We start from the raw sequence: 13,828 nt of genomic DNA, 5'->3' as shown, positions 1-13,828 counted from the left end.
CGCGGCGGTCCGTTCAGATTCCGGCGTCGACGTGCCGCTCGAAGGCGTGAGCGCTCGCGAGCGCGATCGCGTCGTCGAAGGTGTCGGCGACGAACATGACTCCGACCGGGAGCCCGTCGGTCTCCCCGGCGGGAACGCTGATCGCCGGGTGGCCGGTGTTGTCGAACGGGGCCGTGTTCGGGAGCATGTTCAGCGCTCGGTCGATCGCCTCGACGCGCGAGATGTCGCGGTCGACCTCGTGTGCGGTCTGCGGGGTCGTCGGCATCGCGAGCACGTCCACGTCCGCGAGGGCGTCGTCGTAGGCGGCCGTCAGCTTCCGCGCGAGGTTCTGTCCCTTCGCGTGGTAGTGCCCGCGGTACTCGTCCGAGAGGTACTGTCCGGCGATCAGGGTGAGCTTCATCGTCGTCAGGTAGTCGTCAGCCTGCGCGCGGCGAGCGCGACCGAACGCGTCGGCGAACTGCGTGTCGTAGAACCCCTTTCCGTAGTGGCCGACGCACTCCGCGTTCACCGTCGCCGTGATCTCCTCGAGGCCGATCGCGTTCCAGATCGGCAGGCCGTCGAGGTGCATCGGGACCGAGACGTCGGTCACCTCGGCACCGGCCGCCTCGAACGCGTCGAGGGCGGACCGGACGGTCTCGTCGACGCCCGACTCGCTTTGCTCGTGCCCGAAGCCCTCCTCGAGGACGCCGACGGTGAACGCCTCGGGATCGCTCCCCAGCGACGCCGCGTACTCCTGCGTGGGGACGTGGCCCTGCCGGGGGTCGAGTCCGTCCGCGCCCGCGAGCACGTCGAGCAGCAGCGCGCAGTCCTCGACGGAGGACCCCATCGGCCCGACGTGATCGAACGACCGCCCCAGGCCGGCGACGCCGGTGTAGGGAACGAGGCCGTGGGTGGGCTTGTGACCGACGATGCCGCTCCACGACGCCGGGATCCGGACCGATCCGCCCTGGTCGCCCCCGATCGCCACGTCCACGTCGCCCGCGGCGACGGCCGCCGCGCTCCCGCTGGAGGAGCCTCCGGCGACGTAGTCGTCGTCGCGGGGGTTGTACACCGGCCCGGTCGCGGAGAGTTCGCCGCTGCCGGACAGGGCCATGTCCTCCATGTTGAGCTTCCCCGTGATCGTCGCGCCCGCGTCGAGCATTCGCGTGACGATCGTCGCGTCGATCGAGGGGACGTATCCGTCGAACAGCTTCGAGCCGAGCGTCATCTCGACGCCCGCGAGCGAGACGGAGTCCTTCAGCCCGACCTCGTACCCCGACAGGGGACCGTCGTCGGCACCCTGCACCTCGCACTTCCGGACGAACGCGTTGAGGGGGTCCTCCTCGGCGTCGGGTTCGTACCCCGGATCGCGGGTGTGGTATTTCACCTCCGGCGCGGGAGCCGACAGCTGGTCGATCCGCTCGTAGCCGTCCATCATCCCGTCGATGATCGCCGCGAAGTCCTCGACCTCGTCGTCGGACAGCGACATGTGGTGTTGCTCGGCCAACTCGCGGATCTCCTCGGGGGTCGGCGACCGCACATTGGGTGGTGACTCGGACATGTCAACCGACCCATTGAGGCGTGCTCACAAATAGCTAGTCGTCGGCGAAGTCGGGTACGGGAACCGATCAATCCGCACGCCACAACCCGTTCCGGGAGTTTCGATCACGGTTCTGACACCGTCCCAGGGCCGTCCACCGGGAACCGCGGACGGGGAAGAGATGCGGAGGAGAACGAGATGCGGAGGTGAGAGACGGGGAGACGCCTACTTCTTGGGCAGTTCGGCGACGAACTCGCCGGGACCGCGCTGTTCGACCTCGTACCCCTCGGCGTCGAAGTCGTCGACCTCGGCCTGGAACTCGTAAAACAGCGGCTGCGGGTCGTGGTCGTTGACCAGTTTCAGCGACTCGCCGCGTCGAGGTCGGCGAACGCGTCGTGGATGGTCGGGTGGCGCTTCGCCGGCGGCAGGTCTCGCACGTCGATGGTCTCGGCTGGCATGCGCTCGACCCTCCGTCCGTCGGCGGGGTATCGTTCACCCCGAACATCTTTCGCGGCCGGCGGCGGCTGGCGTTCGGCCGCGATTTGTGACTCGTGTTCGGCCGCGATCGGTCACTCGCGTCCGATCGGGAACTGTCACCCGCATTGGGCCGCGATCGGTCACTCGCGTCCGATCGGGAACTGTCACCCGCATTGGGCCGCGACCGGTCACTCGCGTTCGACCGCGACCCGCCACTCGTCGGGACCGATCTGCGTCGTGCCGTGGCTGAACCCCCGCCGGTCGAGTTGCTCGTACAGCGGTTCGGGCTCGAAACTGTTGACGATCACGAGCGTCTCACCGGGGCCGAGGTCGCCCAGGGCGGTCATGATGGGTTCGAACGGCGGGGCGTCGATCTCCCGCACGTCGAGCACGGTCGTCTCGGCCGCGTCGCGGTCGGGGTCTGCGTCGCGGTCGCTGTCGGCGTTTCGGCCGGCGTCGCTGTCGGCGTCGCGGTCGCGGTCGCCGTCGGCGTCAACGGATGCCATGATCGATCCCAGTACGGTGGACCCGTTGGTGGTTCACCCGATGATGTTCGTCCGTCCGGCGAGGCGGGTCCGCCACCGGGACGCGCCCGCAACGAGATCGCTTGTCGCGGACGGTACCGTTATCGGCTCGCACGGTGGAATCGTTGACATGCCGGATCGCCGATTCGCCGTCGACGACGTTCCCGACCCGGACGTTCGCCTCGAGGACGCGGACGCCCACGTCCACTACGACTGGGACAGCGCCCGCGACCCGGTCGCGACGGTCGACCCCGGGACTGTCGTCCGCTTCGACTGTCGGGACGCGTACGACGGACAGGCGCGGCCGCCGGCGACGGTCGAGGACGTGTTGGCCGTCGACGCGCCCGGCCACCCGCTGGTGGGTCCGGTCGCGGTCGAGGGCGTCGAACCGGGCGACACGCTCCGGGTCGACCTGCTCGCGTTCGAGCACGAGGGCTGGGGACTCACGGCCGTCCCGCAGCCGGAGCGCGAGGCCGGACTGCTGCCCGAGGAGTTCCCCGACGCCCACGTCCGCGAGTGGGACCTCGACGCGACCCGCGACGGCGTGCCGGTCGCCGAGTTCGCGGCCGACGACGCCCCCGAGGTGGCGGTCCCGATCGCGCCGTTCCCCGGGAACCTCGGCGTCGCGCCCGCGGCGGACGGCGCTCACTCCACGACCCCGCCGCGCCGCGTCGGCGGCAACCTCGACGTGAAACACCTCACCGCGGGGGCGACGCTGTTCCTCCCGGTCGAGGTCGCCGGCGGGCTGTTCTCGCTGGGCGACTGCCACGCCGCCCAGGGCGACGGCGAGGTGTGTCTCACCGGGATCGAGGCCCCGATGTCGGCCACGGCGCGCCTCGACGTGGTCCGCGACCGGCCGATCGACCGTCCGGAACTCGACACGACCGGACCGTTCACGCCGACCGGACGCGACGAGCCGATGCACGCCACCTGCGGGGTCGACTCGGACCTGATGGAGGCCGCCCGCGAGGCGATCCGGGGGACGATCGCCCACCTCCACGAGCGCCGGGGGTTCTCGCGGGCCGACGCGTACGTGCTGGCGTCGGTGGCGGTCGACCTGAAGGTCAGCCAGGTGGTCGACGCGCCAAACTGGACGGTGACGGCGTACCTCCCGGAGTCGGTGCTCGTCGGCGACGACTGAGCCGGATCGCCGCGACCGGAGCCGACAAACCGCCTCGGCCGCCACCCTTCGGCGTGGCCGACCTCGATGACCACCCGGGCTACGACCGGCTGTTCGGCGGCGACGACCTCACGTTCGGGACGGGCTTCCCGCTGACCGGCGCGCGCGAGGAGCGTCCCGATCCCGAGGAGGAGATGCGCCTCGCCGCCCGCGCAGAGTCGCTCGGGTACGCCGGACTGTGGGCCCGCGACGTGCCGCTGTACTGGCCGCGGTTCGGCGACGCCGGTCAGACGTTCGACCCCTGGACGTGGCTGGGATACGCCGCCGCCCACACCGACGAGGTCGCCCTCGGCACAGCGAGCGTCGTTCTCCCGCTCCGCCATCCGCTGCACGTCGCAAAGAGCGCCGCGAGCCTCGACCGGATCTCCGGCGGTCGGTTCGTGCTGGGGGCGGCGACGGGGGATCGCGACCCCGAGTTCCCCGCCTTCGGCGTCGACGCCGACGGGCGCGGCGAGCGCTTCCGCGAGTCGGTCGCGCTCCTGCGAACCGCCTGGAGCGAGTCGTTCCCCGAGGCGGCCGGCGACTGGGGCCGACTCGACGGCGACCTCGACACGGTGCCGAAGCCGGCGGCGGGATCGATCCCGGTCCTCCCGACCGGATTCGCGCGACAGGAACTCGACTGGATCGCCGAGCACGGCGACGGCTGGTTCTTCTATCACCTCCCGGAGTCGACGCTGGAGTCGTATCTCGAGGACTGGCGTGCGGTCGCCGGCGACGCGCCGTACGCGATGGCCGTGCGGACGGAACTGGCGGCCGACCCGGACGCCGAACCGGAGCCGCGACACCTCGGCTACCGCGCCGGCGCGGAGTGGTTCGTCGAGTACTTCCGGTCGCTCGACCGCCTCGGCGTCGACCACGTGCTCGTCTCGCCCGGCGGCGGCGACGACCCCGAGGCCGGGCTCGAACGGTTCGCGGACGACGTGATCGACCGCCTGTGAGATCGACCGCCTGTGAGCGTCGCGCCCGCGTCGGCGTCGCCGCCTCCACAGCGTGCCGATTGCTGAACCCTTTTCCCCGGAAGCGACGAACGACCGATCGATGACCGACACCGACGACATCGACCTCGAGTTCGTCCAGTTCGGCGACACCGGTATCCAGACGAGCGAACTCCAGTTCGGCACCTGGCGATTCGGCAAGGAGACCGAGGAGGGGAACGTCGAGATCGGCGAGAAGCGCGCCCACGAACTGCTCGACGCGTACGCTGAGGCGGGCGGCCGATACATCGACACCGCCGACGTGTACGGCGGCGGCAAGAGCGAGCGCTGGATCGGCGACTGGCTCGCCGACCGCGACCGCGAGCGCTACACCGTCGCCTCGAAGATCTTCTGGCAGATCCGCGACGACGACCCCAACAGCTGGGGAACGAACCGAAAGAACATCCGCCACCGGATCGACGCCCTGCTCGACCGGCTCGGCACCGACTACGTCGACGTGCTGTACATCCACCGCTGGGACGACTCGACGAACACCCGGGAGCTGCTGCGGACGCTGAACGGCCTCGTCGAGTCGGGGAAGGTCCACTACCTCGGCGCGTCGACGCTGCGCCCGGACGCCTGGAAGATCGCCCGCGCCAACCAGATCGCCCGCGACGAGGGCTGGGAGCCGTTCTCGGTGCTACAGCCGCGGTACAACCTCGTCGACCGGGAGATCGAAGGAGACTACCTGGAGATGGCCCGCGACGAGGGGCTCGCCGTCTGTCCGTGGAGCCCGCTGGGCCAGGGCTTCCTCACCGGGAAGTACGACCGCGAGGACGGTCTCACCGGCGAGTCGCGCGCCGCCGAGTCCGGCCGCTTCGAGGAGGCGTACCTCACCGAGGAGAACTTCGACGTGCACGACGAACTCGACGCCGTCGCCGACGAGGTCGACGCCTCGCCTGCACAGACCGCTCTCGCGTGGCTCTCTCACCGCGACGGCGTCACAGCGCCGATCGTCGGCGCACGGACCGTCGACCAGTTGGAGGAGAACCTCGCGGCCGCGACGATCGACCTCTCCGACGAGCAGGTCGACCGGCTCACCGAGGCGAAGGGCGGCCCCTACGCCGGCCTCTGAGCTCGGCCGGGTCACGGTCCGTCCGCGTCCTCACAGCTCGACGCGCGCCAGGTCCGCCTCCAGGTCCGCGACGTGGTCGTTGTACGCCGCGACGAGCCCTCGAACGTTCGGCGCGTACCGGCGCACGTCCGTCGCCGACGGGGCCGCGTACTGCGAGAGGAGGTAGACGCCGCCTTCGCCCCCGACTCGGAGATACGACACCCCCTCGCGGTCCCAGTTGAGTTCCCAGCGGTCGCCGTCGACCCGGGTGGTGAAGGTGCCGTACTCGCCGCCCTCGTACCGGTGAAGCTCGCCGGCGATCCGGTCGCACACGTCGTGGATCGCATCGAGCACGCGGTCGCGCTCGGCGACGGCGCGCTCGGCCGACGCCGGTTCCGGGAACTCGACGGACACGTCGTCGAGGACGCCCGCCGCGCCCGCGACGTGGTCGTTGAACGCTCGGACGAACGCGTCGTAGTCGTCGAGCGCGGTCGCCAGCGCCGTCGGCTCGGGCGGGTGTTTCGTCGAGACGGCGTACACGTCGTCGCCGCCGCGGGGCGAGAACCGGAGGTACTCCAGGTCGCCGCCCTCGTACTTCACGGTCCAGACGCCCCCGTCGGTCGAGAACTCGCGACTGCCGTAGTCGCCGCCTTCCAGTCTCGACAGCCGGTAGGCGATGCGGCCGGCGTGCTCGCGGACCGCCGCGACGAGGTCGTCGCGTCGCTCGGCGACGGCGTCGGCGTCCGTCGGATCGGTCGGGGGCCACTCGGTCACGGTTCGCCTCGGCGCGCCGCGGGCATAACGGGCGCGGTGTCGTCCGCCCTCGCGACGTTGAGCGGGTCGGCGAGCCGACAGCCGCTCGCTGGCGACGGCGGCTATCCGTGCGTGAAGATGTACGCCTGACCGTCGTCGACGCCGACGCACAGGTCCAACCGCTTCGAGAGGTCGAGGCTCGTCGGGTTCTGCTTGCAGACGACGAGGTCGTCGAACGGCTCCTCGCAGGCCGGACACGCGACTGCGACCGTGTTCTGGTACGACTTGATCGCCTCGTTGTCCTCCCGCTTCGTCAGCGAGGTGAGCAACTCCTCGGTATCGATGTCCATGCCTCGGCGTACGCGCGAACCGTAATGAATCTCCGGGCGGCCCGGGAACGCGACGCAGAACTCACGATCGATATTTGGAGTGCTAGATATTTATGCCGACGACGTGACCCCCAAACATGACCTGTTCCGGTCGTGACTTCTCATCATGACCGACGAGCACGAGACCGTCCTCCTCGTGGACGACGAGTCGGCGCTCGTCGACCTGTACGCGAACTATCTCGGCGGGGCGTATCGAGTCCTGACTGCGACCTCCGGTGAGGAGGCGCTCGAGGTCGTGAGCGACGCCGTCGACGTTGTGTTGCTCGATCGACGGATGCCGGACATGCGCGGCGAGGAGGTGCTCAGAGAGATTCGCTCGAACGGGATCGAGCCACAGGTCGCGATGCTCACGGCCGTCGAGCCGACCGTCGACATCGTCGACATGCCGTTCGACGACTACCGGGTCAAGCCGGTCGACAAGCCGGAGCTGTTGGGGCTCATCGAGACGCTGCTCGAGCGGGCGGCCTACGACGAGCACAGCCAGGAGTTCTTCGCGCTCGCCTCGAAAAAGGCGGCCCTGGAGGTCGGAGACGCTGACGACACCGACGAGTACGAGGAGCTGTGTGTCGAGTTGGAGGAGGTCCGCGAACGGATCGACGCCACCCTCGACAGGATCGACACCCGCGGCGCGTTCGCCGACCTCGCGAAGCTCTCCTGAGTCGGTCGCGACGCGGCCGCCGAGTCACTCCCGCCGCACTTCCTCGTAGACGCCGGGCGTCTCAGTCGCCTCCAGGTGAAGGGTGAGCTCGTCGCCCTCCTCGGCCGGCTCGTCGGCGACGACGGTCACGGCGTCTATCGGCTCGCGCGCCAGGAACGCCCGCAGCCTGTCGAGCCACGACGGCCGGCCGCCGCGGCGACACACCAGCACGTATCCCGACCCCGCGCGCTCGCGGACCGCGGGCGTCAGCCCGCCGTCGTCGAGGTCCGCGGGCGACACCACGTGGAGGACGAGCGCCCGCATCGTCTCGGTCTCGGTCACGCCCGCGGTTCGTCGCCGGGGGGTAAGGGCGTGTCGCAGTCGGCGACCCGCGAAGGAACAAACGCCGCTTTGACTCTCCGCACGGCTTACTACCCGAGCCGCCGGATCGACGGGTATGCACTCCAGACGGACCCTCCTCCGCGCGGGCGGGGTCGTCGCGCTCGCGGGACTGGCGGGCTGTACCGGCTCCGGCGGCCCGGGGATACCGTCCGACACGCCGGGCTCGGCGGACGACGATCCGGCGGACGACGATCCGGCGGACGACGGCACCGACACCGCCCCGTCGGACCGCGCGCGCCCCGCCGACGCGACCCACGAGGCGACCGTGGCGTCCGTCGACGACGCGCCCGACCTCCCGGTCGCTCCGCGCGTGTCGCTCGCGGACCCGTACGTCACCGAGGGGTCACCGGTCGTGCTCCGAGTCGACGTGGAGAACACGACCGACGCGGCCGTCACGATCGGCGAGTACCGGAACGTCGTGTTTCAGTACACGTACGCCGAGGACGCCGCGCTCGTGTGGCTCCCCCACTCCGACCGCTCAACCGACGGGGAGCCCGACCGCGCGACCCCGGAACTCGAACTCGCCGACGCGGGCTGTTGGCGGCTCGACTCACAGCCCGTCCAGACGGCCGAGTACGGCACCGTCGAGATCCCCGCAGGCGGTACGCTCACCGCCTTCGTCGGGCTGTACGCCCTGCCGGACGCGCCCGTAGACGGGAGCTGTTTCCCGACCGGCGAGTTCCGGTTCGAGGCGAGATACGCCGCCTACGACGACGGGACCATCGGCGACCCGGAGGCGAGCGCCGACTGGGGGTTCGACCTCGCGATCGAGGCGATAGACGGGGGGCGATAGCGACACCCCGGGCGCATCCAGACGGCCGACCGAAACCTCCTCGTCGCATCCGGCCGAACCGACCGAAGAGCCGTGACCGAACACGCCACCGACGACCGCGTCGTGGTCCTGACCGGCGGAACGAGCGGGATCGGCCGCGTCGCCGCGAGGAATCTCGCCGCGGGCGGCGCGACCGTCGCGGTCGTCGGCCGCGACCGGGAGCGCGGCGCGGACGTCGCCGACGCTGACGCCGGCGACACCTCCGGGGAGGTATGGTTCCATCGGGCGGACCTGGCGACGAAATCGGCCGTGCGCGACCTCGCGGCGGAGCTTCGCGACGCGTACGACCGGATCGACGCGCTCGTTCACAACGCCGGGCTGTCGGTCGACGCCCGCACGGAGACGGCCGACGGTATCGAACTCACGCTCGCGGTGAACCACCTCGCGCCGTACCTGCTGACTCACGAACTGTTCGACATGCTCGCGGCGTCGGCTCCCGCGCGGGTCGTCGTGACCGCCTCGGACGTGCACCGACGCGCGACGCTGGCACTCGACGATCTCCAGCTCACCCGGGAGTACGACGCGCTGGCGGCGTACGCCCGGTCGAAGCTCGCGACCATCGCGTTCACGCTCGAACTCGCGGATCGGATCCCCGACGACGCCGGGGTCACGGCCAACTGCGTGCATCCGGGGTTCGTCCCGTCCACGGGGCTGTTCCGGGACGCTCCCCTTCGGACGCGCCTCGCGGTCCGCGTCGCGGGTCTCATCCCGGGCGTCGGGACGACCGTCGAGGACGCCGCCGGGCGGGTGTGCCGGCTCGTCACCGACGAGCGATTCGGCGAGACGACCGGCGCGTACGTCGTCGACGGCGAGCCCGCGTCCCCCGCGAGCGAGGCCGCCGACCCGGGGATCCGCGCGCGACTGTGGACCGCCAGCGCCGACCTCGTGGGCGTCGATCCAGATTGGCCGTGACGGCGTTTCGGTTGGCTTCTTGTGTGACTCTGTAGAAGCACACCGAATCTGACAGCTTCTCACAGTCTCAATCGCTCAATATAGAGCAGATACCGACCAAGTCGCTTTGTCTATTTTTCTCGGATCAGCGGTCACGAGACGGCCGCTTGATAATCTAAGCTCCCACCTTGCTCGATCTCTACTTCGAGAGACGTAGTGGATGGACTGATTGGTAGTTCTAATCTCTCTCCGTCTTCAACCTCTAGTGAGAATTCGTGCGTGACTCCGCTTCGCAATTCAATATCGGGATATTCTGCCGTGTCGGGCTCCATAACGAATTGTTCTGATAATACTGACTCTGCTGTTTTGTCGGAAGTGAGCTCCAGAGAAACCCGACGTGAAATATCGGTTCGATTAAAAATCGAGAGAGAAAACGGCTCGCTAATAAATCCTAAACACCCCGATGAAAAGACGGAACAGCCGACAACACCCTTTATTAGTGTCCTACGATTCATATTCGGTGTTACCTTGGAGTAATTAAATGTCTTGTCAATACCAAGTTGGAATCTGTACTTTCTAGAATTCCACAGAGTTCGATGAATACGCACTCCCACCTAACGGCTATTTCATCCGATAAAGAATCATAAAAATGCCATTTCAACAGAGCCCTCCGATTCAGTCGTCGGCCGCCGCCGGCGACGCTCCAAGGTCGACTTCCGCCGGGTCGATGCTCGCATACCGCGCCAGCGCGTCGAAGTGTTCGTCACACGGCGACTCGCCGGAGGCGATCCCACGAGCCTGCTCGGTCCGGAGGTGCTCGGCGACGAACGCCTCGGCGACGAGCGCGGGGCGGGCGTCCGGGCCGCCCCCGGCGGACCCCTCGGCGTCGTCGCCCGCCAGCGCGTCGTCGGCGCGATCGAGCAACAGCGCCGCGGTCGTCACGTCGTAGATCAGGTTCGCGAGCTCCTTGGCGTGGTACTGCGCGTACTCGGCGTCCTCGGTCGCGAGCGTCGCCAGCGCGGTCTGTAACTCGCCGAACGCGTCGTCGACCTCTCCGGCTAGGTCGGCGAGGCGGTCGTCGTCCACGTCGAGGAGGTCCGCGACGTAGGGAACGAACGCCTCGTGGGCGCGCTCGCGCTCCAGCACACGGAGCACGTCCAGCGAGATGACGTTCGAGGCCCCCTCCCAGATCGGGAGGACCTGCGTGTCCCGGAGCAGACGCGGGGTGACGTGCTCGCGGACGTAGCCGTCGCCGCCGAGCACCTCCATGCAGTAGGAGGCGATCCCCACCGAGTCGCGGGCGGTGCGGTACTTCGCGATCGGCACCAGCAGGCGCATGAGCTTGAACGCCCGATCGACGTCGTCGCCGTTTCTGTCGCCGTCGCGGTCGTCACCCTCGCCGCGCTCGTGGGCGTTGTACCAGCGGGCGGCCTCGAAGGCGAACGTCGCAGCGCCCTCGTACTCGACGGTCATCTCGGCGAGGTCGCGCCGCATGAGCGCGTGCTCGTCGAGCCGGCTGCCGAACGCCTCGCGGTTCGCCGCGTGCACCTTCGCCTCCAGCAGCGCCCGGCCCATCACGCCGACCGCGCCCGTGGCGTTCGTCAGCCGCTCGTAGTTCATCATCTCGGCCATCAGCCGGAAGCCGTCGCCCTCCTCGCCGATCAGGTAGCCGGTCGCGCCGCGGAACTCGATCTCGCCGGTCGGCACCGACAGCGTGCCGAGTTTGTCCTTCAGTCGCCGCACCAGCTTCGCGTTCGGCTCGCCGTCGACCTCGTGGGGGACGAGAAACAGCGACAGCCCGTCGGTCCCCGCCGGGGCGTCGGGCGTCCGTGCGAGCACGAGCGCCCCCTGCGCGTCGACGTTCGAGCAGAACCACTTCTCGCCGCGGATCGCGTACTCGTCGCCGGCGACGCGTTCGGCGGTCACCTCGTTGGCCCCCACGTCGCTGCCGCCCTGCTTCTCGGTGAGGAACATCGCGCCCTCGACGTGCTCGTCGGGGTCGGCGCTGGTGAGTCGCCGGAGGTACTCCCCGCGGTCGTGGTCGGCCCGATCCAACACCAGCGCCGCGCCCGTCGTCATCGACGCCGGACAGCAGAAGCCGACGTCGCAGTACGACAACAGCGCCTGCATCGCGAGCGTGTGCGTGAGGCTCGCGGGCTCCTCGCGCCCCGGCGGCGCGTGGAAGGCGTCGTGAGTGAGCCGGAACTCCCCGTAGACGACGTGCTCGGACTCGTGTTGGTCCGGGTGGTACTCGACGCGGTTGACCACCTCGCCGTCGGCGTCGTAGGTGTGAAGCTCCGGCGGGTGGCGGTCGATCCGGTCGGAGCGCTCGGCGATCCCGTGGCCGCAGGCGTCGCCGAACGACGACAGGAGGGGCTCGGCCCACTCGAACTCGCCGTCGGGGTACGCCCGCGCCGCGGCCGTCCGGAGGGTCGGATCCATCGCCCAGTAGTTGCACTCGCGGCCGGCGTCGAGGCGACCGTAGTCGATGGGACTAGATGACATATCTCACGACTCGGTCGCGATCGTATCAACGTTGCCGTCGGATGCCACGTCGCCGTCGGAGTCATCGTCGCCGTCGAGGTGGTGTCGTTGTCGGGGTCATGTCGCCGCCGCGGTCGTGTCACTATCGGGAAGTCGCGTCGCTCCCGCGGGCGTCGGAGTTAACCCCGTCCCCAGCGTCGCCCCCGGTATGACGGACGACGCCCGGGGGGACGACCTTCCGCCCCCCGAAGCGCTCCTCGGGAGGGTCGCCGGCGACCCCGGCGAGGACTCCCCCGTGGACCGCTCGGGCCCCGCGGTTCGGACGGCGCTCGCGTGTCTCCGCGCCGGTATCGAGGCCGCCATGCCCGAGGCCGTGATCCGGGAGTCGGTCGCGCTCGAGGGCGACGCGCTCCGGGTCGCCGACGCGACGTACGACCTCGGCGACCACGACGAGGTGCTCGTCGTCGGCGGGGGGAAGGCGGCCGGCGGCGTCGCCGACGCGCTCGTGGACCTGCTCGGCGACCGCCTCGACGACGGGGTCGTCGTGGTTCCGGGGGCCGTCGGAGACGAGGCGGAACCGGACGGGCCGGGGGGAGACGGGTCGTCCGACCCGATCGACCGCGTCGCCGGCGGGCATCCCGTGCCGACGCCGGGGAGCGTCGCGGGCGGCGAACGCGTGCTGGAACTGGCGGAGGGAGCCGACGAGCGAACGCTCGTGCTCACAGTCGTCACCGGCGGCGCGAGCGCGCTGCTTGCGGCACCCGCGGCGGGCGTCGACCTCCCTGATCTTCGGGAGACGACCGACGCGCTGCTCTCGGCCGGCGTCGACATCGACGGGGTCAACGCGGTCCGAAAACATCTCTCGCGGGTGAAGGGCGGTCGACTCGCGAGCGCGGCCGCCCCGGCGACGGTCGTCGGCCTGCTGTTCAGCGACGTGGTGGGCGACGATCCCGCTGTGATCGGGAGCGGCCCGGTCTCCCCGGACCCGACGGAGTTCGCGGACGCGCTGGCGGTGCTCGACCGCCACGGCGTCGACGCGCCGCAGTCGGTCCGAGCGCGCCTCGAATCGGGCGCTCGCGGCGAGACCCCGGAGACGCCGGGGGCGGAGGACCCGGCGTTCGCGCGCGTCTCGACCCACGTGCTCGCGGACGGGCGGACGGCGATCGACGCGGCCGCCGGGGTCGCCCGCGACCGCGGCTACGACGCGCTCGTGGTGTCGAGTCGCCTCCGCGGGGAGGCCCGCGAGTGCGGGACCTTCCACGTCGGGATCGCCGAGGAGGTCGCGACCGCTGGCGACCCGGTCGCCCCGCCGGCGGTCCTCCTCTCGGGTGGCGAAACGACGGTCACGGTCGCCGGCGACGGCGAGGGCGGCCCGAACGCCGAGTGCGCCCTGGCGGCCGGGGTCGACCTCGTCGACCGGCGCTCGCCGCTGTCGGATCGGGACGGCGACTGCGCGTTCCTCGCGGTCGACACCGACGGTCGCGACGGCAGTACCGACGCCGCGGGCGCGCTCGTGACGCCCGATAGCGTCGCCGACGCGGAGGCGGCCCTCGCGGCGCTGGACGACAACGACGCAGTCGGCTATTTTCGGGAGGCCGGCGGGCTCGTGATCACCGGACCGACCGGGACGAACGTCGACGACCTCAGGGTCCTCGTCGTCGAGGAGTGAGCCGTGTGAGGAGGGGGTGTCGGCGACGGTCCGACGGCCTGCC

General features: G+C 70.2%; 13 protein-coding genes and 1 pseudogene. 7 read left to right on the top strand and 7 right to left on the bottom strand.

Annotated features, from left to right (window positions below; all coding sequences use genetic code 11):
- Positions 1-13: 13 nt before the first annotated feature.
- The 3 genes and pseudogenes from Hbl1158_RS15755 to Hbl1158_RS17275 all read right to left on the bottom strand — a co-directional run bounded on the left by Hbl1158_RS15755 (position 14) and on the right by Hbl1158_RS17275 (position 2,502).
- Positions 14-1,540 (bottom strand): amidase, encoded by a 1,527-nt coding sequence (locus Hbl1158_RS15755; protein WP_234299603.1) that lies wholly within the window; start codon positions 1,538-1,540, stop codon positions 14-16.
- 204 nt (positions 1,541-1,744) lie between these two features.
- Positions 1,745-1,977 (bottom strand): annotated as a pseudogene (locus Hbl1158_RS15750) (DUF2249 domain-containing protein).
- A gap of 207 nt (positions 1,978-2,184) precedes the next feature.
- On the bottom strand, positions 2,185-2,502 hold the full coding sequence (locus Hbl1158_RS17275; RefSeq protein WP_321169954.1) for a DUF2249 domain-containing protein: 318 nt from the start codon (positions 2,500-2,502) through the stop codon (positions 2,185-2,187).
- A 148-nt stretch (positions 2,503-2,650) separates the two neighbouring features.
- On the opposite strand from Hbl1158_RS17275, the gene Hbl1158_RS15740 reads away from it, so the two are divergent.
- From Hbl1158_RS15740 to Hbl1158_RS15730, 3 genes are all read left to right on the top strand, one after another.
- Positions 2,651-3,661 carry an acetamidase/formamidase family protein gene (locus Hbl1158_RS15740; RefSeq protein ID WP_234299602.1) on the top strand — a complete coding sequence of 337 codons (1,011 nt, stop codon included), beginning with the start codon at positions 2,651-2,653 and terminating at the stop codon, positions 3,659-3,661.
- A gap of 53 nt (positions 3,662-3,714) precedes the next feature.
- Positions 3,715-4,638 (top strand): TIGR03571 family LLM class oxidoreductase, encoded by a 924-nt coding sequence (locus tag Hbl1158_RS15735; protein ID WP_234299601.1) that lies wholly within the window; start codon positions 3,715-3,717, stop codon positions 4,636-4,638.
- Between the two features lie 100 nt (positions 4,639-4,738).
- A complete protein-coding gene (locus tag Hbl1158_RS15730) occupies positions 4,739-5,749 on the top strand; it encodes an aldo/keto reductase (protein ID WP_234299600.1) in 1,011 nt (336 codons plus the stop codon).
- Between the two features lie 30 nt (positions 5,750-5,779).
- Here Hbl1158_RS15730 and Hbl1158_RS15725 read toward each other — a convergent pair whose 3' ends face one another.
- Together Hbl1158_RS15725 and Hbl1158_RS15720 are read right to left on the bottom strand one after the other, a co-directional pair.
- On the bottom strand, positions 5,780-6,502 hold the full coding sequence (locus tag Hbl1158_RS15725) for a hypothetical protein (RefSeq protein ID WP_234299599.1): 723 nt from the start codon (positions 6,500-6,502) through the stop codon (positions 5,780-5,782).
- A gap of 101 nt (positions 6,503-6,603) precedes the next feature.
- Positions 6,604-6,831 (bottom strand): hypothetical protein, encoded by a 228-nt coding sequence (locus Hbl1158_RS15720; protein WP_234299598.1) that lies wholly within the window; start codon positions 6,829-6,831, stop codon positions 6,604-6,606.
- A 145-nt stretch (positions 6,832-6,976) separates the two neighbouring features.
- On the opposite strand from Hbl1158_RS15720, the gene Hbl1158_RS15715 reads away from it, so the two are divergent.
- Positions 6,977-7,528 (top strand): response regulator, encoded by a 552-nt coding sequence (locus Hbl1158_RS15715; protein ID WP_234299597.1) that lies wholly within the window; start codon positions 6,977-6,979, stop codon positions 7,526-7,528.
- Positions 7,529-7,552: 24 nt separating this feature from the next.
- Here Hbl1158_RS15715 and Hbl1158_RS15710 read toward each other — a convergent pair whose 3' ends face one another.
- On the bottom strand, positions 7,553-7,831 hold the full coding sequence (locus Hbl1158_RS15710) for a hypothetical protein (RefSeq protein ID WP_234299791.1): 279 nt from the start codon (positions 7,829-7,831) through the stop codon (positions 7,553-7,555).
- A 133-nt stretch (positions 7,832-7,964) separates the two neighbouring features.
- On the opposite strand from Hbl1158_RS15710, the gene Hbl1158_RS15705 reads away from it, so the two are divergent.
- A complete protein-coding gene (locus Hbl1158_RS15705; protein ID WP_234299596.1) occupies positions 7,965-8,702 on the top strand; it encodes a hypothetical protein in 738 nt (245 codons plus the stop codon).
- Positions 8,703-8,774: 72 nt separating this feature from the next.
- Positions 8,775-9,653 carry an SDR family NAD(P)-dependent oxidoreductase gene (locus Hbl1158_RS15700; protein ID WP_234299595.1) on the top strand — a complete coding sequence of 293 codons (879 nt, stop codon included), beginning with the start codon at positions 8,775-8,777 and terminating at the stop codon, positions 9,651-9,653.
- A 654-nt stretch (positions 9,654-10,307) separates the two neighbouring features.
- Here Hbl1158_RS15700 and Hbl1158_RS15695 read toward each other — a convergent pair.
- Positions 10,308-12,137 (bottom strand): acyl-CoA dehydrogenase family protein, encoded by a 1,830-nt coding sequence (locus tag Hbl1158_RS15695; RefSeq protein ID WP_234299594.1) that lies wholly within the window; start codon positions 12,135-12,137, stop codon positions 10,308-10,310.
- A gap of 187 nt (positions 12,138-12,324) precedes the next feature.
- Between Hbl1158_RS15695 and Hbl1158_RS15690 the strand changes: the two genes are divergently transcribed.
- Positions 12,325-13,785, top strand: coding sequence for a DUF4147 domain-containing protein (locus Hbl1158_RS15690; protein ID WP_234299593.1), 1,461 nt, complete (start codon positions 12,325-12,327; stop codon positions 13,783-13,785).
- Positions 13,786-13,828 lie beyond the last annotated feature (43 nt).

It is taken from the genome of Halobaculum sp. CBA1158 (assembly GCF_021431925.1).
Taxonomy (GTDB): domain Archaea; phylum Halobacteriota; class Halobacteria; order Halobacteriales; family Haloferacaceae; genus Halobaculum.
Note: the sequence above shows the minus strand (reverse complement) of the source record. Positions and strands in the feature narration are given on the sequence as shown.